Below are 19627 nucleotides of genomic sequence, written 5' to 3'. Positions count from 1 at the left end.
GGATGCCCGACGACCTGGCAGCGCGCGCCCTGCTCGACGGCTGGCGCGGCGGGCCGGTCCTCGACCGGGCCGAGTTCGGGCGGGTCGTGTCGTCGCTCGCCGCCGCCCTGGCCGCGAGTCCGGACACCGCCGAGATCGAGATCAACCCCCTGCGCCTCACCGCCGACGGGCTGATCGCCCTGGACGCCGTGATCGTGCACACGGCCGACCGCACCTGAGGAGAACGATCATGCCAAGGCCGAGCAGCAACGGCGCTGTCCCCTGGCCCGCGGAATACGCCGAGCGCTACACCGCGAAGGGCTACTGGGAAGGTCACGCCATCGGTGACCGGCTCCACGCCGCCGCCGACGCCGCCCCCGGCGCGGTCGCGCTCGTCGACGGCGACCGGCGGCTGACATACCGGCAACTCGCCGAACGGGCGGACGCCGTGGCCCTCCGCCTGGCCGCCCTCGGGCTCCGCCCGGACGACCGGCTCGTGGTGCAACTCCCCAACACCGCCGAGTTCGTGATCCTCACCTACGCCTGTCTGCGTCTCGGCGTCATCCCGGTGATGGCACTGCCCGGGCACCGCAGACACGAGATCGGTTACCTCGTCGAGCACAGCGAGGCCGTGGCCATCGCGGTGCCGGACGTCCTCAAGGACCACGACCACCAGTCGATGGCCTTCGAGGTCGCCGACGACTCGCCCACCCTTCGGCACATCCTCGTACTCGGCGACAAACCCGACGACGACGCCGTGGACCTGCGGGAGTTGTGCGCCGCGCCCGGCACGCCCGAGGACCGGGCCGCCGTGGACGCGTACCGGCCCGACAGCCGCTCGATCGCCGTCTTCCTGCTCTCCGGCGGGACCACCGGGCTGCCCAAGCTCATCGCCCGCACGCACGACGACTACCTCTACAACGCCCGCCGCAGCGCCGAGGTCTGCGCGTTCGGCGCCGACACGGTCTACTTCGCCGCACTGCCCCTCGGTCACAACTTCCCGCTCGCCTGCCCGGGCCTGCTGGGCGTACTGCTGAACGGCGGCCGGGTGGTGCTGGGTTCCCCCAACCCGCAGAAGGCGTTCCCGCTGATCGAGCAGGAGGGCGTCACCGCTTCGGCCCTGGTCCCGGCCATCGCCCAGCGCTGGCTCGACCACCATCGCGAACACCCCGGAACCGACCTGAGCTCACTGCGTCTGCTGCAGGTCGGCGGCTCCCGGCTCGCCGACCACGTGGCCCGCCGGGTGCGTCCCGAGCTGGGCTGCACACTCCAGCAGGTGTTCGGGATGGCCGAGGGGCTACTCAACTACACGCGCCTGGAGGACCCCGAGGACGTCATCTGTACGACCCAGGGGCGCCCCATGTGCGACGACGACGAGATCCTCGTCGTCGACGAGCTGGGCAACCCCGTCCCGGAGGGGACCCCGGGTGTGCTGCTCACCCGCGGTCCGTACACCCCGCGCGGCTACTACCGGGCCGAGGAGCAGAACGCCCGCGCGTTCACCGAGGACGGCTGGTACCGCACCGGAGACATCGTGCGGCTGCTGCCCGACGGCAACCTGGTCGTCGAGGGCCGCGACAAGGACATGATCATCCGGGGCGGGGAGAACATCTCCGCCGAGGAGATCGAGAACTTCGCCTACCAGACCCCCGGCATCGCACGCGCCGCCGCCGTGGCGATGCCCGACGACCGGCTCGGCGAACGCGTCTGCCTCTACGTCGTACCGGAACCGGGCCGCACGGTCACCCTCGACGACGTCCACCACGTCATGGAGCGCGCCGGTATCGCGCGCTTCAAGTTCCCGGACCGGCTGGTGACGGTCCCCGAACTCGCCGCCACCAAGGTCGGAAAGATCGACAAGAAGGCGCTGCGTGCCGACATCACGCGCCGGCTCGACGCCGAAGGAACCCCCGATGACCAGTGACACCGACGGCATGGCGCCCGTCATAGCACCGCAGGAGACGGACCCCGAACTCCGGAAGCTGTACGACGGATTCGCGGCAGCCGGGCTCATCCCGCTGTGGACCGAGATCGGCACCCTCATGCCGATGACCCCGCAGCCCGAAGCGGTCCCGCACGTCTGGCAGTGGGACACCCTGCTGCCGCTCGCCCGCCGGTCCGGAGACCTGGTGCCGGTCGGGCGCGGCGGTGAGCGCCGCGCCATCGGCCTCGCCCTCGCCAACCCCGGCCTGCCCGGACGGCCGTACGCGACTCCCAATCTCTGGGCGGCGATTCAGTACCTGGGCCCGCGCGAGGTCGCCCCCGCGCACCGCCACTCGCAGGGCGCGTTCCGGTTCATCCTGGAGGGCGAGGGCGTGTGGACGGTCGTCAACGGCGACGCCGTGGAGATGCGGCCCGGCGACCTGCTGCTCACCCCGTCGATGCACTGGCACGGCCACCATCACGTCGGCGACGCGCCGATGGTCTGGCTCGACGGCCTCGACATCCCGCTCGTGCACCGCCTGGACGCCGGGTTCTTCGAGTTCGGCGAGGACGGAGTGTCGGACCGCTCGACCCCGACCCGGTCGCGCAACGAGCGGCTGTGGGGCCACCCCGGACGGCTCCCGATAGCGGCCGAGGACAGCCCCGACTCCCCACTGATGGCCTACCGCTGGGCCGACACCGACGACGCCCTCACCGCCCAGCTGGAGCTGGCCGACGAAGGACACCCCGGCGTCATCGAGCCCGGCCACGCCGGCATCCGCTTCACCAACCCCGCCACCGGCCGCGACGCCCTGGCCGGCCTGCGCACCGAGATGCACCGCCTGCGCCCGCACACGGCCACCGCCACCCGCCGCACGGTGGGCTCCTCGGTCTGGCAGGTCTTCCGCGGCACCGGCACCGTCACCCTCGACGACCGCGTGATCGAGGTGGCCGCCGGCGACCTGATCGCCGTTCCCTCCTGGTGCGCGCTCACCATCGCCGCCCATGCGCAGCTCGACCTGTTCACCTTCGGCGACGCGCCCCTCTACGAGGCGCTCAACCTCGCCCGCACCGAAACCACCGAGAAGCCGCACACGGCTGGGAACTCCGGGAGCACCCGCGCATGAAGCTCGCCACCATCCGCACCGCCGCCGGTACTGCGGCCGTCCGCCTCGACGGCGCCAGGGCCGTGGAGACCGGTGCCCCCGACGTAGCCGCCCTGCTGCGCCGCCCCGACTGGCGTACCCACGCGGCCGCCGCCGACGGGCCGGCGCACGACGTGACCGCGCTCGACCTCGCCCCGGTCGTCACGACCCCGGCCAAGATCTTCTGCGTGGGCCACAACTACCGCACCCACATCGCGGAGATGGGCCGGGAGATGCCGTCGCACCCCGCACTCTTCGCCAAGTTCGCCAACGTCCTGCTCGGCGCCCGCGACGACATCGTCCACCCGGGCGAGACGGAGCAACTGGACTGGGAGGCCGAACTCGGCTTCGTCATCGGCTCCCGGCTGCGCCGCCGGGCCACCGAGGAGGAGGCGGCGGCCGCGATCGCCGGCTACACCGTCGTCAACGACATCTCCATGCGGGACTGGCAGTGGCGCACCCCGCAGTGGCTGCAGGGCAAGGCGTGGGAGGCCAGCACCCCGGCGGGGCCCTGGCTGGTGACGGGCGACGAGATCGACGACGCGGCCGACCTGGAGATCCGCCTGGACGTGGACGGCGAGGTCATGCAGCGCTCGCGCACGTCCGACCTGCTCTTCACCCCGGCGGACATCGCCATGTACCTCAGCACGTTCACGACTCTGGAGCCGGGTGACCTCGTTCTCACCGGTACACCGGGCGGGGTCGGCGCGGCCCGCGATCCCAAGGTGTTCCTGAAGCCCGGCCAGGTCGTACGGACCGTGGTGGAGGGCATAGGGGAGTGCGTCAACACCGTCGTCGAGGACAAGCTGTGACCGTCCCCGTCCCCGTCCCCGTTCCCTTCCGCGTTCCCGTTCCCGTCTCCGTCGTGCGGTCTCGGGCCTGGGCCGAGGCGGGGCAGCTCGCGCTGCGGCAGGCGGTCGACGCGCTGCCTGCCGACGCGGTGACCGAGCCGTCCGCCCTCCCCGGCTGGACCCGCGGCCACCTCCTCACCCACCTCGCGCGCAACGCCGACGCCCTGGTCAACCTGCTGACCTGGGCCCGGACCGGGATCCGTACGCCCATGTACGCCTCGCCGGACCAACGAGCCACGGACATCGAGGCGGGCGCCGGACGCCCCCTGGGCGAACAGCAGGCAGACATACGGGAGTCCGCCACCCGTTTCCGGGAAGCCGCCGAGGCACTCTCGGCCGACGCCTGGTCGGCCACCGTCGTCAGCGCGCAGGGCCGCGAGATCCAGGCGTCGGAAGTGCCGTGGCTGCGGGCCCGCGAAGTGTGGATCCACCTGGTCGATCTGGAGGTCGGCGTCGGCGTGGACGCGCTGCCGCCCGACTTCGCCTGGGCCCTCGCAGGCGATGTGGCCGGGTGGATGTCGGCCCGCCTCGGCCCGGGCGTGGGTGCCGAACTGGCGGCGGACGGCCACGACACCCTCGTCCTCGGCACGCCCGCCCCCGGCGCCACGGTCGGCGGACCACCGTACGCCGTCGCCGCCTGGCTCACCGGCCGGAGCGGAACCGAAGAACTGCACGTCGCGGGAGAACTCCCGGACATTCCACGCTGGTTGTGAGCCGGCTGTGTCCTATCGAGCAATGGAGATCGACATGAGCGAGACCTTCGTCCTGGTGACCGGAGCCTGTCACGGCGGATGGGCCTGGCGCCCGGTCGCGAACGAGCTGAGAGCCGCCGGCCACCAGGTGCACACCCCCACCCTGGCCGGGCTGGGCGCTGACGACGACCCGCGCGGCGTCACCCTCACCGACTGTGTGAACAGCCTCGTGGACTACGTCGAACGTGCCGGGCTGACCGACATCACCCTGGTCGGCCACAGCTGGGGCGGTTACGTCCTGACCGGCGCGGCGCCGAAGCTCGCGGCTCGGATACGGCGCCTGGTCTTCTGGAGCGCGTTCGTGCCGCAGGACGGCGAGTCGCTGATCGACGCCTGCCCGCCGCACTACGGCGAGATGTTCCACGCCGTGGCGGCCGCCTCCGGCAACGACACGGTGACGTTTCCCCTGGAGGTCTTCCAGCAGGCGTTCATGCAGGACGCCGATGAGGAGACCCAGCGCATGATCCACTCCCTGCTCGTCCCGCAGCCTCTGGGCACCTTCACCGAGAAGCCGGACACGACGGCGTTCGCCGCGCTCGACATTCCCACCGCCTATGTCCTGTCCACCGAGGACCTCTCCCTTCCCGGCGAGTGGGCCTGGGCCCCCCGCTTTCCCCAGCGGCTCAAGAACCCGCTGCTCATCGAGACCCCGGGCAGCCACGAGGCACTCTTCACCCGCCCCGCCGAACTGGCCGACGCGTTCGTCCGGGCCTGCGCGGTGTAGGACGACGGCTCGCGCATCACCTGCGGAGAAGGGCACCTGACCCGAGGCGAGCATGCCGGGTGCCCGTCGCATGCTGCTGGAAGAAGCCCGGCTTCCGCGGGAGCAGCTCGCAAGCGGGTTCCCGGTGTGCTGGTGGTACAGGGCTAGCACGTCGTTGACCATCAAACGAGGCAGGCCGGGATGGGTGACAGGTCGCTGGCCCGCGAATGGTCCGGATCTGGTCTCGGAAACGCTGGCCCAGACTGTGCCCCCCGGTATCCAGCAGAAACAGTTCGCTGACGCACTCTGCCGCCTGACTGGCAACCGGGGAGCATCGTCGTGGAGAAGAGCAGCGGACTCATCATCCGTCGGCCGTGGGTTCGAGTCCCACCCGCCCCACTTCAGCATGGCTCTGACCTGCGGAAACGTTCATTTTGTCCTGTCGGATCGTCAACTTTGCCTGAACGGACTGAATCCGCTGCTCGTGGGTTTGGAGTCGGGCGATGCCCGGGGAAGCTCTAACCCCTCTGACCTGCGGCTGAGTAGATGATTGAGGGTGTTGCTCGCGGTCTGGGCGGACGCCCTCTTAGGGCCGATGCCGGGACCCAGGGGCCGTACAGGGGCCGGGAGGGCGTAGTCGTGTCCAGGCGACGCTTTCTCCGGGGCGGTTCGTTGAATGCCGGACCAGTAGAGAGGGCGGCACGGCTGCCGGTACGTCTGGTTCGCAGGGTGGGGGACGAGGAAACTGCCCGAACAGGAAACGGCCCTGCGGGATCGCCAGTGGCCTGTTTTCCGAAGCCGTCCGCCCGGTAAGCCGGCCGGGGCCGCGCAGGAGGTGTGAACCAGCTGCCACTTCGAACTGGCACACCCTCCCTCCGGACATGGCCCTCGGTGGTCCATGGTCCGACCACGTCCGTGTGAGGACATCGCAGACAGGTGAGGCAGGGCTGTCACGGGCCGTGGATCGCGGTTCTGCGTGAGCCGCACGGACACGGCGGATCGGCGCTCGTCCACGGCACGCTGTGCCCTGGCGACCGGCTTGGCGTCGGTGGACCGCGCAACCACTACCCTCTTGTGCTTTCGAAGACGTACCTGTTCATCGCGGGCGGCATCGGCGTCACCCCGCTGCTGCCGATGGTCCGGCAGGCCGAACTACTGTGCGCGGAGGGGAAGTTGATGTACGGCGGAGTTCAGGGACTGGTGCCAGGGCATAGGACCAGGTGGTGGCTTCCGGATCCGAGCAGGCTGGTGGCCTGTGTGGAGTGCCAGCCTTCGGGTGGGAGGAACCGTCCGGTCGTGCCGGGGGCAGTACGGCGTTCACTGCGAGGGTGCTGTCACTGAGCGACCCGGCGACGGACGCCGGACCGTACGGGGTGGTGATCGACGCCTCGGCGGAGGTGAGCGTGCCGCCCGGGCGTGGCGCGATCTCGATGGTCCGATAGCCGGGGGCGGGTCGCAGTCCGGCGACGGACTGGTAGAGCCAGGCGGCGACGGCGCCGTAGGCGTAGTGGTTGAACGACAGCATCACGCCCGCGTTCTCGACGTCGATGGTGCCGTCGGGCTGGATGGCGTCCAACCGTTCCCACATGGTGGTGGCACCGCGTTCGACCTGGTAGAGCCAGCCCGGGCACTCCGGGTTGAGCAGGAGTTGGTACGCCTCGTCCGTATGGCCGGTGCCCGTGAGGGCGGGCAGTACGAAGGGTGTGCCGAGGAAGCCTGTGGCGATGCGTCCGCGGTGGGCGCGTACCAGCGCGGCGAGGGCGTCACCCACCGCGGCGCGTTCGGCGGTGGGCACGATGTCGAACTGGAGGGCGAGGGCGCATCCGGTCTGGGTGGTGCGGGCGTGGTCGCCCCACTTGTGCCAGGCGGCGTCGGCGGTACGCCGGTGCAGGGCGGCGTACCGGTCGGCGTCGTCGGCATGGCCCAGTTCGCGGGCCGCGTCAGCGAGCAGATGGGCGCTGTGCGCGACGAAGGCGGTGGCGACGAAGGAGGAGTCGGTGGTGGCGAGCGACGGGTCCTCCGGGGGAGCGGTCGGGTCGAGCCAGTCACCGAGTTGGAGGTTGCCGCTCCAGGTTCCGTCGGAGTCCAGGTGATCGACGGTGAACTCGACCCAGGCGCGCATCGCCTCGTAGTGGCGGCTCAGCCCGCTTCGTCGGCCGTAGGCGTCGTAGAGGGCGGCCGGTACGACGGTTGTGGCGTCGCCCCAGCCCGCAACGCTGCCGGCGAACAGCGGCTCGCTCGTCAGCAGGTCGCCGAGCGGTACGTCGGGGATCACCAGGGGGACCGCGCCGTCGTCTCGCTGTTCGATGCGCAGGCCGGTGAGCCAGCTGTCCAGGAAGGTGCCGCTGTCGAAGGTGGCGCACGCGGTGGGGGAGAAGGCCATGATGTCCCCGGTCCAGCCGAGGCGTTCCGGAGTGCTGAACGTTCGTCTCGACCGCCGCCCCCGTGTACGTGACGACGGTGAGATAGCGACGGACCCACCTCCCCCACCGACGCGACGAACGGAGTCTCACGACCCAGGCGTTGAAACCGCCGATCGCTCGCCGCCTCAGTCACCCACTGTGCCGCATGATGCCTCCCGGACTCGGTTCCCGATCGTGCTCCTGATGGCCGACCGGAGCTTGCAGACTGCCCCTGACCCCATAGCCGCTCCCAGATGCCGTCCACCAATCAGAGCAGGCGCCGGCGTCCAAGGCGGCGATCGGAGGACACGGCCGACCTCCGATCGCCGCAGACATGACGGGCCGGGATATTCAGCGTCCGGCGTTCCAGACGACAGGCGCCTTGCGAATCCACATGCCCTGCTCGACGGTGTCCAGGAGGAAGCCGGCGAGGTCGGCGCGGTTGATCCGCGTGCCCGGCTTGTCGGTCCCGGCCTCGGTGGCCCGCACCGGGGTGCCGACGGGCTTGTCGGCGAGGAAGACAGCCCGGACGAGGGTCCAGTCGGTGTCGGAGGCGCGCACGACCTCGTCCACGCCGTCGTGGTCGTGGAAGGTGGCCTTGAGGTTGGAGAGCTTGATGAGGGCCTTGAAGGCCGGGTTGACCGAGGCCCGGCCGTCTCCGGTGTTCTGCGTGGAGGTGAGGACGATCCGGCGGATGTTCTGCTCGCCCATCACGGTCAGGGTGTTGCGGGTGGCGTCGGTCATGAACGTGGGCGGGCTGACGGCCTTGGCCCAGGGGTTGTCGGATGCACGGGAGTTGTTGAGCACGCTGATCACCGCCTCGCTGCCCTGGGCGGCCTTGCGGATGTCGTCGATGTTCGAGGGCGTGCCCTGGATCAGCTCGACGCCGACCGGAGCCTGGACGGCGTCGGGGTTGCGTACCAGCGCGCGACCCGGTGGCCGCGTGCGGCGGCCTGAGTGAGCACATGGATTCCGGTGCGGCCACTGCCGCCGAGGATGAGCAGGTTGGTCTTGACACTCACCTGAGTAGGGGTCAGACGATGGACGTGGCTTGGGCGGCCGCGGGACGGGAGCGGTCGCGCTGCGGCCTGGCGGAGGAGGTCGATGAACACAAGTGCGTTGTCCGCCTTGCCGCGTAGGGACGGGTGTTTCAGGGGCGGGTGGGACGAGCTGCACGATCTGCCGGTCGGAACGGTCCTGGACGGGTGTTATGTGACCTGCACGGGTGTCTCAGGTGACTTGTCCTCGACCGGTACGCGGCCCGCGTTGTCCCCGTCCGCCTCCACCTCAAGCGCGGAGCGGTCGTAGGAGCGGGCGGCCTCCTACGGCCATGGTTGAGGAGGCTTTCGCGGCTGTCCCGCCGACGCTCGCCCTCGCCATTGACGCGAACTGGCCCCTGAACCCCGGCTTCTGCCGACAGAACGTGGTGCGGGCCGCCTGTGGCGCCCCGCACCGCATGCCGTGCTCTTCGTCGGCGTTCACTCTCGCGCGCGTTCTGTCACCGGATGTCGTAGGGGTGCTCGGCGCCCTCGCGCTTGGTGTAGACGTCCCAGTAGAGCTCGGCGATGGTGTCGGCTTGGGTTTCCGGGCAACCGGAGCCGATCCAGGCGAAGATCGGCACGTGTGCCGCGTACACGCCCGTGCCGGCGAGCACCTGGGTGAGCTTGAGCACGTAGGCCCGCAGGGCGGCCGTGGCGACGGCGATGTTGCCGAACTCCGGCGGCCCGGCGAGTACCTCCATCGAGGACCCGCCGGTGGTGAATAGGAGGGTGCCGGCGCCGCGTTCGAGCATTTCGGGGAGCACCTGCTGTGCCGCGGTGAGACCGCCGTACAGGTAATAGTCCAGCTCCGGCTGGAGGTTCTCCACCGTCGCGTCCAACGGAGCGATCATGGCGTCGGTGGACGTCTTCGGCGCGGGCGAGTACTCCAGTACGTCGACTTGGCCGAACCGCTCCTTGATGCGGGCGAACGCGGCGACCAGGGACGGCCGGTCGGTGACGTCGGCCGCGAACCCGGCTGCCTCGATCCCCGCTTCACGCAATTCCGCGGCGAGCCCGTCCAGTGTCTTCTGGGTCCGCGCCACGAGCGCCACGGAGAAACCGTTACGGCCGAACACCTTGGCGATCGACACGGAGATCCGGACGAATCCCCGGCGGCCACCCGGAGCCGGTTCCTGCCCTGGCGGACAGGAACCGGCTCCGGCGAGGATGCCCGGAATGGCCACCGACCAGGACCACGACCTCGTTCCACTGTGCCGGAGCGCGTTACTTGTCGTGACCCACGCCGCCCCGACCTGCGAGTTCCCTCCGGCGTTACACGACATCTGTCGGGAGATTCGCACCGTGCTTGTTATCTAGGGTGCAGATTGGGCGTCAGGCATGTTGACCGAACTAACTCAAGAGTTCTCGCAGGTCAGTCTCGCTACGGGCGGCGGGCCAGCAAGTGTGTGTCGAGGAAGCCGCGCTCGGACGCTGGGTCGTGGAGCAACCGAGCCATCGTGACGAGCCCAGCCTCGGCCAGCAACTCGGCAAACTGCTCCGCCGGCCAGCTATAGGCGGGCGCCACCTTGTGATCGAAGCGGACCGGCTCCGGCCCTTCGGTGCCGAAGAAGGACACCAGGAGCAGACCCCCTGGTGCCAGAACACGCACCTGCTCAGCGAGTAGCGCGGGCAGTTCTTCAGGTGGGGTATGGATCATCGAGTAGTGGGCCAGCACTCCACCGAGCGCGCCGTCCTCGACCGGCAGGGCCTCCATTCGTGCTTCGTCGAACCGCAGCGTCGGCTGGGCCCGCCGAGCGTGGTCGACCATGGCCGGGGAGAGATCGATCCCGAAGGCATCCAGCCCCAAGTCGTGCAGCATGGCCGTCAGATGACCGGGTCCGCACCCGACGTCGGCTACCCGCAAGTTCCCCGTGTCACGCACGAGCTCGGCGAAGGTGCCGATCATGTTCCGGGCGAACGGCCGCGTCTCCAACCGACTAGTGAACATCGACGCATAGAGCTCGACGACCCCGTCGTAGGCCGCCCTGGTCTCATCCTGGTGTTCTAACACGGGCAGGAAGCTAACACCCCCGCCGTTCTCCGGCCCATACCGGCCCTTCCCCTTGGGACTGATCGTCCCGTCACCTGATCACGGGCCCCCGGCCGTTTGGAGAAGGCACGTACGGCAAGTGGCCTTCAGGAGTACGTTCCTGACGGATATCCGCGGGCTGTTCAGGCACGTACGGCACGCCGCTGCCGCAAGGCCTCTTACCGCCACCCGGACACTCGGGCCTCGAACAGCCGGGAATAAACATACAAACCTGGACGTTGGTATCCAAAATGCCTGGCGGCGGTCACGGTGGCGTCGCAGGGTGAAGCGGGAGTTCGACGAAGGGAATAGCTCGTGGCGGAGTTCTGGATTGGGCAGCGTCGTTATCGCACGAAGGGAGCGGCGCAGGAGGCCGTACAGGAGGTGCTGTACCGGTACAACGTGGGAAGCATCGTGGATCAGGAGGATGATCACCAGTTGCTGCTGGACCTCCTCGACATGCACCCCAACGCGGACGACAAGATCGGTTCTGGGGTCGAGGCCTTCGCGATCGCGGCGCCTCAGCGCGGCCCGTATCCCGGTTTCGAGGTGATCCGCACGGATGGGAGTCGCATCGACTTCTCATACCGAGAGTGCCTGAAGCCACGGACCTACCGTCAGCAGGTTCTCAACGTGATGCGGGACGAGGTCAAGGCGACCATCAGCGTCTACTTCGAGTCCCGGAAGGCGGCCGACTCTCTGCTATCGGATCACTCCGGTACGCCGCTGGAAAGCACCAACACCGCTGTGGCCTACTTCCGTGGGCCTTCCTTCAACGACATCGCCCGGGAGTTCGCCGAGTCGCACGGTGGGTGGGAGGCGATCGAGCTCACCTCTTCGGCGGAGAAGGGGTTGGGGCGGTTCGTGGATCGTGACCTGGCAGAGCGGTGGTTCATCCATCACCAGGCGCATGCGGTGCTGGGGCTTCTGTCGGCGGAGGAGAACCGGCGCCGCCTCCGTAGGTGACGCAAGGCATGTTTCGACCGAAGCAAGGTCGTAAATCGGGCGCTATCGTCCAGCCCCAGACAGGACCTTGGAGGTGCCACTCACCGGGCCCATTTGCCTGACAACGGACTATGCCGTCTGTGAAAAGTGCCTTCGCACCCTAGATGAACAACGCCGTCAACCCCCTCCAAGCGGTGGCGTGTATCGCCAGGAACAGTCCGTTTGCGCAGGTCAGAGCCCGCACGGTAGTTGTCCTGTGAACACGACAACTACCGTGCTCAGGCTCACCCAGCCCGCGAGGCGGGCAAGGTCAGGACTGTGCGGTCCGGAACGCGAGATACCGGCTGAAGGTTTCGTGGCTGTCGGGGGTGAAGTGCCACTCCAGCAGGGCCGAGTCGAGTTCCGGCTCGGTCAGCCAGCCATGCCAGGCGACCTCATCGGGATCGGCGGCCACGGTGTCCGGCACCACGGCTTCGTGCACGCCGAGCCAGTGAGGGCTCAAACCGCTGCGGTTGAGGAACGTGAACAGCAAGCGCGGCAGCACACGAATGCCCAGCTCTTCGGCCAGCTCCCTCGCGGCGGCCTGTTCATAGGACTCGCCGACATCCACGGCGCCACCGACCACGACCTCGTAGAGCCCGGGGAAGCGCGACAGCTGCTCCGACCGCCGGTGAACGAGGATCCGCCCACGCTCATCACGACACACCGTCACGGCGACCCGGTGCAGCCAACCTTCCCGGATGGCCTGCCGACGGCTGACCGCCACCCCAGCACACGATCTTGATCGTCGACACGCTCCACCAGTTCATCCACGACGCACACCCTGGCAGAGCCCACCGACAACGCCGCTTCCCGGCGACCCGCGGAACCGGACCAAGAGCACCTGCGTGTGGATGCCGGACGAGGATGGCGATAGTTGTCCTGCGAATACGACACCTATCGTGCTCAGGCTCATCCACTCCGCCCCACGCACTCTGCGCCCGTCGTCTTCGGCGCCGGCGCCGCGATCAGAGTGCTGGGCGGGATGATCGGCCCCCCACCACACACCACTGAACTTGACTTGGTGCAGAGAAGGAAGAAGGTCCGGCATGCCGAAACCGTGGAGGCCGACGTCGTCGGCTACACCGGGTCCGGGAGGCGGACCGCGAGTGCGCGCGGCCGCGCCGCGGCCGAACGGCCGGGATCCACTGCCGGCAGCCGATCAGCGCATGACCCGCGTCTCCCCGGACATACGACAGGTGCACGGTGTTGATCCCGTTGGCGACCCCGTCGGCGCAGCCCATGTGCTGGCGCTTCACACCCGCGGTGGCCTGGCCCTTCTCCTCCTGGCCGGTCTCATCCAGCGCCCCTACCGTCATGCTGCGGGCCGGCGCTGCCGCGTCAAGGCCCTCTATGACGTAGCCGCGGACGACCCTCATCACCTCACCAGTGTCCCAGGACGCTTGGTTCAACAGCCGTTGGACCCTGTCCGGGCTGCGGTGCCCGATCCACTCCGCGATGGTCCAACCGTTGCGTTTAGGCAGGTCGGAGAGGACTGCCCGGATGTAGCAGGCAGCGGTCAGCCAGGGCTGGATCCGGGCGAGGCTGCCACGGATGCCTTCCATCAGGACGTTGATGCCCTCATCGGCCCGCCGGGCCTCCACCATCAATGCAGCGGCTGTTCTTGGGTGTTGACTTGTCACAGAGCAACGATCCAGGAGCGGCCGCCTCGCTGTCCGCCAAACCGGTCACGACAACGCGTCGATCAACAGCATCCCTGCAGCTCACCGCACGAGGTGCGGCTGCCGTACCGGGGTGGAGCCTTTATGCGGTGGAAGGGGAATCCGCTGCGCCATTGTTTAACCGCATCGGCTGAGCTGGAAAAGCGCCCCGTATTTCGTATTGGGCAGGCTTTCGAGGAGCGCCAGGGGCCATTGAGGGGCCACAAGGACAGGAACAGACCGGCAAGCACTGCACAGGGCTGATATAGATCAGCATGTCTGACCTGGAAGAACGGCGTGAATCGGCACTGATCGGCAAGGACCGCCAAGATCCTCAAAGGACTCATAATCCGTCGGCCGTGGGTTCGAGTCCCACCCGCCCCACTTCAGCAGGGCTGTGACCTGCGGAAACGTTCATTTCTGGCTGTCGGAGCGTCGGCTTTGCCTGAACGGACTGAGACGTCGTTTCTGATGGCTGGCAGAGAGGCATTAGAGTCTCCGGTCATGAGCTATGACCTTGCTGTCTGGGAAGGCGAGAGGCCGGCGGATGACAAGACTGCCGGCCAGGTCTTCAGTGACCTGTACAACCGCTACATTGACAGCGAGTCGGAAGAGCCTCCGTCCGAACGCATCGCGGCGTATGTCGCCGTGCTGCTTGAGCGGTGGTGCGACCTCACCGAGGACGACGAGGACGACGAGGACGACGAGGACGACGAGGACGAGGACGAGGACGACGAGGACACCTCCCCCTGGTCGACCGGCCCGCTGATCAACGAAGCCAGCGGGCCACTGATCTACTTCCCCATGCGATTCAGCATGGCTGAGGAGGCGTCGGCCTATGCGGCGGCCGTGGCGGAGTCCATGGGGCTGGTCTGTTTCGATGTGCAGCAGGACCGGCTCAGGCCGTGAGCAGGGTGTTCAGGCGGCGGTAACCGATCAGGGTCGCTGCTATGCCGACGAAGGCGAGGAAGTGCTCGGCCTTGCGTTCATAGCGCCGGTGGAGCCTGCGGCAGCCGGCCAGCCAGGACACGGTTCTCTCGACCACCCAGCGGTGCCGACCCAGCCGCTGTGAGGACTCGATGCCCTTGCGGGCGATGCGATGGCGGATGCCGCGTTTGCGAAGCCATCGGCGCAGGTGATCGTAGTCGTAGCCCTTGTCGGCGTGCAGTTTCGCCGGCTTGCGGCGCCGGGGCCCGCGGCGGGAGCGGATGGGCGGGATGCCCCGGACGAGCGGCTCCAGACCCTGGCTGTCGTGCATGTTCGCGCCGGAGATACCCAACGACAGGGGCAGTCCATTGCGGTCGCAGATCAGGTGGATCTTCGATCCGAGTTTGCCGCGGTCGGTCGGATTCGGTCCCGTCAAAGGCCCCCTTTTGCCGCTCGCAGACTGACCGAGTCGATCGCACACCGCGACCAGTCCAGTTCACCCCGGGCACCGAGTTCGTCGAGGATCACACGGTAGAGCCGGGCCCAGACCCGCTCCCGGCTCCACTGGGCGAACCTGCGGTAGACCGTCTGCCAGGCCGGCCCGAACACCGGCGGCAACTGCCGCCACGTGCACCCCGACGTCGCCACGAAGACGATCGCGGCCAAGGCCTCGCGGTCACCCGCCCGGCGCCGGCCGCCACCCTGCGGACGTATCACCTCAGTCGGTGGCACCACCCGCCGAAACAGCACCCACAACTCCTCCGGCACCAACCGCTCAACCAGATCCGTCATGCACGGAACAACGAACGATCACGCCATAAGAAACGATGTCTGAATCCGCTGCTCGCGAGTTTGGAGACCGCTGGCGCTCGGGGGAGCTCCAACCCCTCTGACCTGCGGCGAAGTAGGTTCTTGTGGTTGTCGCTCGCCGTCCGGGCGACTGCCCTGAGGCTCGATAGCAAGGTCCAGGGACCGGACAGGGACCGGGACGACGCAGCCGTGTCCAGTCCGACGGTGTCTCCACGCCGACTCGCTGTCCTATTTGCGGGTTGCGCGGCACGGGTTGTTGCCCCCAGCGCGGCAGTCGAGTACGGGGCCGACAATGGAGGCATTGCGGAATACCGGCACGGCGGGTGCGTGGGCGCGGGTAGGGCGACGTCGGCTGTTCATCGTGTTGTGGGGCACTGTCGCCTTCGTGTCGCTCGATCAGTGATGTCGTCCAGGGGCGTCGGCGGCCTGCGTGCCGATGGCGCCTCTGGTGTTCCTTGGCGGCAGGTAGCCGCTGAGAGAGGGTCCCGGCGGTGGCCGATGGATAAAGGAAACGGCCCGAAGAGGAAACTGCACCGATGGGTTACGCGACCCTCTTGCGTGGAGCCCTGCGGTTCGACTGGTTAGGCCGGTGGGCCGGTCGCCAACAGGCCTTGTGCAACTTGGGGTGGTGAACGCCCTGCTGGGAGCTGGCGCGCTCGGGATCATTGCCCCGTTGGCCGACTGGCCGGTCACTTCTGTCGGCGTACACCCGAACGTGGCTCTGGCAAGATTTTCGTAGTCGGAGATCATCTCGGTGCGACGGTCAGTCCGCCTGCGAAACGGCGGCGGAGGTGGGCGATCAGGACGACGCGATGGCGCAGGAGCGGGACGCTGGCACGGCCTCCCATAATGCGTTTCTGGAGCTTCACGTCGGTGATGCGGCCTTCGTTGACCCCCGAGTTGTAGAGAGTGGTGATCCCCTGGGTGACCGCGTGCTGGTCTTCGCGCAGAGCTGCGGCGGCACCAGCGAGCGGAGCCAGTCCGCTGGCCGTGAGCGTGTCAAGCCAGTTGGGCAGGGATGCGGCATCGCGGGCATCGAGCATGGCGGCGAACTGACGGACCAGGTCGTGGGTGCGGTGAAGCTCCGGGCAGTGTTCGAGTATCCGCTGCAGACGTTGCGCGGTGTGCGGGCCGTGCCGGTCGGGAGCTGTGATGATCCAGCGGGCGGCTTCGCGTGGTGAGGGCGGCCGCTCGCGTGGCTCGTCCAGGGGCAGGCCGCGCCGTAGCGGTGCGATGGCCATCTTCACGCGCTGATAGTGGCCCAAGTAGCCCTTGGTGAGGAGTTCCTGGTGCAGGACCTTGGCGCTGTGCTCGCCCTCGTCCCAGCGTTGCTGCAGGTAGTCGAGGTACGGGTCGAGGGTGGAGGGGCGGCGCGGAGGTCGGCGGACCACCTCGTGCCAGGTTCGGGCGCGGGCGTACTTGCGCACTGTGCGGCGGTCGAGGCCGAGCTCGCGGGCTGCCGAACTGTAGGAGCGGCCGGTATCGGTCAGCGCGTGCACTGCCTCGAGGAGCCGACGGGCATGCCGGGCGGCCGGAGTGTCCGCCGGCTCAGATTGTGTCGCCGCGGTGTTCGCGAGCTCGGGCTCGGTCGCTCCGGAGGCAGGGAGAGCTTCCGGCAGGCAGCCGCGGTGGGTGGCGGCGATTTCCTGAACGCGCCGGGACAGGCCCTGCCACAAATGAAAACGGTCGCTGACCTGGACCGCCTGTGGGGCGCCATCGGCGATGCCCTGTCGATAGGTAAGCGAGCCGTCGCGGCAGACGATCTCCACACCCGGATGTCCGCGCAGCCATCGGCTGAGCTGTTCGGCGTCTCTGCCTTCCCAGAGCGTCAGCGGGAGTCTGGTTTCGGCGTCGACCAGGAGAGTGCCGTAGGTATCGCCGTACAGCGCGAAGTCGTCCACGCCGAGCACCCGGGGTGTGACCAGCGGCGGCAGCGGCACCCGCATCAGCTGCGCGAGCACGGTGCACCGCGACAGCCTGATGTTGAGGACACGCAGCATCCTCGCCCCACCTCGGCCGGCCAGCACCACGCCGACCGCCTCGACCAGCTGCTGCAGCAGCGGAGTGCGCCGCTGATAGCGCACGGTCAGTCCCGGCACCTGCTCGGCGAAGGTCACCTTCGGGCAGGCCGAGTTCTCGCAGTACAGACGGCGCACGCTCAAGTCGATGCGGACCGGCCTGCCTCCCAGCGCGGCATCGGCGAGGCGCCGTACGTAGCGGCTGTGTACCCACTCGCTCAGCGTGCCGCACCCCGTACACCCTGCTGGAGCACCGGATCTCGTACGAGCCTGCATCACAACGGCAGGACCAGAAACATCGACCGAGACCACCAGCACAGCCGTCAACTGCGGTAACAGCTCGGTTAGTTCAACAGAACACAGTCAAAAGGCTGCCCGTTTTGCGGGCGGACTGACCGTCGCACCGAGATGATCTCCGACTACGAAAATCTTGCCAGAGCCACTTTGAAGCGAACGCCGACAACTTCACCCGTCCCCGTTACCGAGTGGGCACGCGTCGGACGATTGGCACAAGGGTCATATGGGGTCCCTCCCTGGGCGGGACACGTACGTGCCGCCGTTCCCGGACACGGGAACGGCGGCAGCCTATGGTTCCGTGTCAGGGCCGGGTCGCGCCGGACGGTGCCGGTGCCTTCGCGGGCTCGGGCCTTCTGCCCTCAGGGATGGAGGGAACGGCCGCCGGGACCTTCCTGCCGCCCCCGGATCGAAGACCTCTGCGGCTGAGACGGGCGTCGATCCAGAGCAACAGCGCGGTCGGCAGGAACAGGGTGTCGCAGACAATCATCGCCGCGGACAGGAATGGCAGCCCGAGGACAACCGCGATGCCGGCGTGCTCGGCCATCATCACTGCGAGCAGGGTGTTCTTGATCTTCCGGGAGGCGAGTGTGAAGGGGAAGGCGACCTGGACCACGACTGTCGCGTAGGCGAGGAGGACAACCGGAATCATCCCGGCCGCCAGCAGATCGGACAGCATGGGCCAGGGCCGGAAGTGGTCCAGGTGCAGCGCGTAGTGCAGCGCGCTGCCCTCCTGCCAGCGCGAACCCTGGATCTTGTACCAGCCGGCGGTGGCGTAGATGAGGCAGACCTGCACCGCGATGACGAGCATTCCGAGGTTGTGCAGCATGGCCGCGAGACCGTCCAGCACGGTCCGGGCCTCGTGTTGGGGGAACCAGCGGTCGGCCGCGAACCGCAGACCGCATCCGGCCCACAGTGCCCAGAGCAGCCCCGCCCATCCGAAGTCGGGGAGACCGAGCACCAGTCCCAGCAGTACGCCCGTCAGCTGCCACAGCAACGGACCGGACCGGTCATCCGCACCTGTGCGCCGACGGCGTGCGTCCAGTGACCAGACCTCGCCGCAGCGGATGAGGACGAGATAGACCGCCATGCTGATGAAGACGCTGTCACCGCCGTCCCCCAGGTAGGGGGCGCGGAACTCCAGGGACAGCACGCCGACCATGAAGAGCGCCGACATGGCACGGGTGCGCCAGCCGGCCATGAGCAACAGTGCCGCCAGGAGGGTGCCGTGGTAGACGGTCTCGAACCACCAGTGGCCCGGCCACCAGGCCAGTGCGGTGAAGGCCTGGTCCTCGCCGATGACGCGCAGAGCCATCTCCTGCGACCAGGGGCTGTGGTCGCCGTAGAGAGTCCGGCGGTGGGGCCATTCGCGGACGAGGAAGGCCGCGAAGACGAGAGAGAAGCCGATGCGGACCGTGGCGGCCTGGTAGGGAAATCGTGCCCGGGTGGCGAGGTCGAGGAGGACGGTCATACGTGTGGTGAGATCGGTGAGGCGCTTGGTCACAGCCCCAGCCCTTCGTAGTCGTGTTCCCTCACCGGCCACCAGGGCTGCGTCCCGGGAGCCGCCGCGCGGACCATGAAACCGGTGCCCGCGTCGCGCGTGTCCCAATGGGGTGGTTGCACCGGTGTCACCTGCTGCCGGAACTGGATGGCGACGGTTTGAGTGCCGCCGCTGTCCCCGCGGCCGAGGCGCTGGAGCGCGATCCGCTTCAGGTACTGCTCCGACAGGTCACCGCGCCGGTCCACGCGGCGACCGTCGCGCAGGTCGTGCGTCTTCGCGTAGAAATCCCAGGCGCGGCGGAGCAGGTTCTGATGCGCGTGGCTCGGCACGGGGTTGCCTCTGATAGCCGCGATGTCCTGCCCGGTGAGGTCGACCCAATTGCTCACCCGGCGGCGGCCGTCGGGAGACTCCGACTCGACGCGTGCCCAGACCGCGGTGTTCTCCTGGAGGGGGTTGGGAGCGAACAGTTTCCAGTCCCTGGCGAATGTGGGTCTGGAATATGCGTCGATCTGTTCTTTGTACGTCTGCGAGATCCCGTTCTCCGGCGCGAGCGCAAGGAACACCGCCGCTACGTGCCAGGCCACGGCCCCCAACATGATCACGGCGGC

General features: G+C 68.4%; 18 protein-coding genes and 1 pseudogene. 8 read left to right on the top strand and 11 right to left on the bottom strand.

The window, feature by feature from the left end; translation table 11 throughout:
• The 6 genes from AWZ10_RS42335 to AWZ10_RS42310 form a co-directional block, all read left to right on the top strand.
• A partial coding sequence (locus AWZ10_RS42335; RefSeq protein WP_060893777.1) for an acetate--CoA ligase family protein occupies window positions 1-218 on the top strand: 218 nt, incomplete at its 5' end.
• A gap of 11 nt (window positions 219-229) precedes the next feature.
• Window positions 230-1903, top strand: a complete 1674-nt coding sequence (locus tag AWZ10_RS42330) for a (2,3-dihydroxybenzoyl)adenylate synthase (protein WP_060893776.1) — start codon at window positions 230-232, stop codon at window positions 1901-1903.
• A complete protein-coding gene (locus AWZ10_RS42325) occupies window positions 1893-3029 on the top strand; it encodes a cupin domain-containing protein (RefSeq protein WP_063809850.1) in 1137 nt (378 codons plus the stop codon). The genes AWZ10_RS42330 and AWZ10_RS42325 overlap by 11 nt, the downstream gene beginning before the upstream one ends.
• Window positions 3026-3859, top strand: coding sequence for a fumarylacetoacetate hydrolase family protein (locus tag AWZ10_RS42320; protein WP_060893775.1), 834 nt, complete (start codon window positions 3026-3028; stop codon window positions 3857-3859). Before AWZ10_RS42325 ends, AWZ10_RS42320 begins: the two co-directional genes overlap by 4 nt.
• On the top strand, window positions 3856-4611 hold the full coding sequence (locus tag AWZ10_RS42315; protein ID WP_060893774.1) for a maleylpyruvate isomerase family mycothiol-dependent enzyme: 756 nt from the start codon (window positions 3856-3858) through the stop codon (window positions 4609-4611). The genes AWZ10_RS42320 and AWZ10_RS42315 overlap by 4 nt, the downstream gene beginning before the upstream one ends.
• A 34-nt stretch (window positions 4612-4645) precedes the next feature.
• Complete coding sequence (locus AWZ10_RS42310) at window positions 4646-5374, top strand: alpha/beta fold hydrolase (RefSeq protein ID WP_060893783.1); 729 nt, start codon at window positions 4646-4648, stop codon at window positions 5372-5374.
• Between the two features lie 1096 nt (window positions 5375-6470).
• Here the strand turns inward: AWZ10_RS42310 and AWZ10_RS42305 are convergent.
• From AWZ10_RS42305 to AWZ10_RS42290, 5 genes are all read right to left on the bottom strand, one after another.
• A complete protein-coding gene (locus AWZ10_RS42305) occupies window positions 6471-7736 on the bottom strand; it encodes an alpha-L-rhamnosidase-related protein (RefSeq protein WP_244172744.1) in 1266 nt (421 codons plus the stop codon).
• Between the two features lie 370 nt (window positions 7737-8106).
• Window positions 8107-8631: an NAD(P)H-binding protein gene (locus AWZ10_RS42300; protein ID WP_244172747.1), complete on the bottom strand. Its 525-nt coding sequence runs from the start codon at window positions 8629-8631 to the stop codon at window positions 8107-8109.
• Window positions 8631-8777, bottom strand: a complete 147-nt coding sequence (locus AWZ10_RS54725; RefSeq protein WP_167366043.1) for a hypothetical protein — start codon at window positions 8775-8777, stop codon at window positions 8631-8633. The genes AWZ10_RS42300 and AWZ10_RS54725 overlap by 1 nt, the downstream gene beginning before the upstream one ends.
• A gap of 476 nt (window positions 8778-9253) precedes the next feature.
• Window positions 9254-9886, bottom strand: coding sequence for an SDR family NAD(P)-dependent oxidoreductase (locus AWZ10_RS42295; protein ID WP_234360636.1), 633 nt, complete (start codon window positions 9884-9886; stop codon window positions 9254-9256).
• Between the two features lie 290 nt (window positions 9887-10176).
• Window positions 10177-10806 (bottom strand): class I SAM-dependent methyltransferase, encoded by a 630-nt coding sequence (locus AWZ10_RS42290; protein ID WP_046706168.1) that lies wholly within the window; start codon window positions 10804-10806, stop codon window positions 10177-10179.
• Window positions 10807-11139: 333 nt separating this feature from the next.
• Here AWZ10_RS42290 and AWZ10_RS42285 point away from each other — a divergent pair, with 333 nt between their 5' ends.
• The gene (locus tag AWZ10_RS42285; protein WP_046706167.1) at window positions 11140-11790 is read left to right on the top strand and encodes a DCL family protein; all 651 of its coding nucleotides are present in this window, start codon (window positions 11140-11142) and stop codon (window positions 11788-11790) included.
• Between the two features lie 289 nt (window positions 11791-12079).
• Here the strand turns inward: AWZ10_RS42285 and AWZ10_RS42280 are convergent.
• Both AWZ10_RS42280 and AWZ10_RS56135 read right to left on the bottom strand, forming a co-directional pair.
• Window positions 12080-12570 (bottom strand): annotated as a pseudogene (locus AWZ10_RS42280) (NUDIX domain-containing protein).
• A gap of 206 nt (window positions 12571-12776) precedes the next feature.
• Window positions 12777-13373 (bottom strand): transposase, encoded by a 597-nt coding sequence (locus tag AWZ10_RS56135; RefSeq protein ID WP_409001696.1) that lies wholly within the window; start codon window positions 13371-13373, stop codon window positions 12777-12779.
• 600 nt (window positions 13374-13973) lie between these two features.
• Here AWZ10_RS56135 and AWZ10_RS52700 point away from each other — a divergent pair.
• Window positions 13974-14378, top strand: coding sequence for a hypothetical protein (locus AWZ10_RS52700; protein ID WP_060893782.1), 405 nt, complete (start codon window positions 13974-13976; stop codon window positions 14376-14378).
• Here AWZ10_RS52700 and AWZ10_RS51140 read toward each other — a convergent pair.
• The 4 genes from AWZ10_RS51140 to AWZ10_RS42250 all read right to left on the bottom strand — a co-directional run bounded on the left by AWZ10_RS51140 (window position 14368) and on the right by AWZ10_RS42250 (window position 19603).
• A protein-coding gene (locus tag AWZ10_RS51140; RefSeq protein WP_167366044.1) for an IS5 family transposase occupies window positions 14368-15188 on the bottom strand; the annotation gives its coding sequence in 2 pieces (ribosomal slippage) (window positions 14368-14846 and window positions 14846-15188; 822 coding nt in all). The two genes, AWZ10_RS52700 and AWZ10_RS51140, sit on opposite strands and share 11 nt — an antisense overlap.
• A 764-nt stretch (window positions 15189-15952) precedes the next feature.
• On the bottom strand, window positions 15953-17536 hold the full coding sequence (locus AWZ10_RS42260) for an ISL3 family transposase (protein ID WP_244172745.1): 1584 nt from the start codon (window positions 17534-17536) through the stop codon (window positions 15953-15955).
• Window positions 17537-17822: 286 nt separating this feature from the next.
• Window positions 17823-19022, bottom strand: coding sequence for an HTTM domain-containing protein (locus tag AWZ10_RS42255; RefSeq protein ID WP_063809849.1), 1200 nt, complete (start codon window positions 19020-19022; stop codon window positions 17823-17825).
• Complete coding sequence (locus tag AWZ10_RS42250; RefSeq protein WP_159058560.1) at window positions 19019-19603, bottom strand: DUF5819 family protein; 585 nt, start codon at window positions 19601-19603, stop codon at window positions 19019-19021. The genes AWZ10_RS42255 and AWZ10_RS42250 overlap by 4 nt, the downstream gene beginning before the upstream one ends.
• Window positions 19604-19627 lie beyond the last annotated feature (24 nt).

The sequence above is a fragment of the Streptomyces europaeiscabiei genome, assembly GCF_001550375.1.
GTDB classification, from domain to species: Bacteria; Actinomycetota; Actinomycetes; order Streptomycetales; family Streptomycetaceae; genus Streptomyces; species Streptomyces europaeiscabiei.
This window is presented reverse-complemented; position numbering and strand designations above follow the sequence as displayed.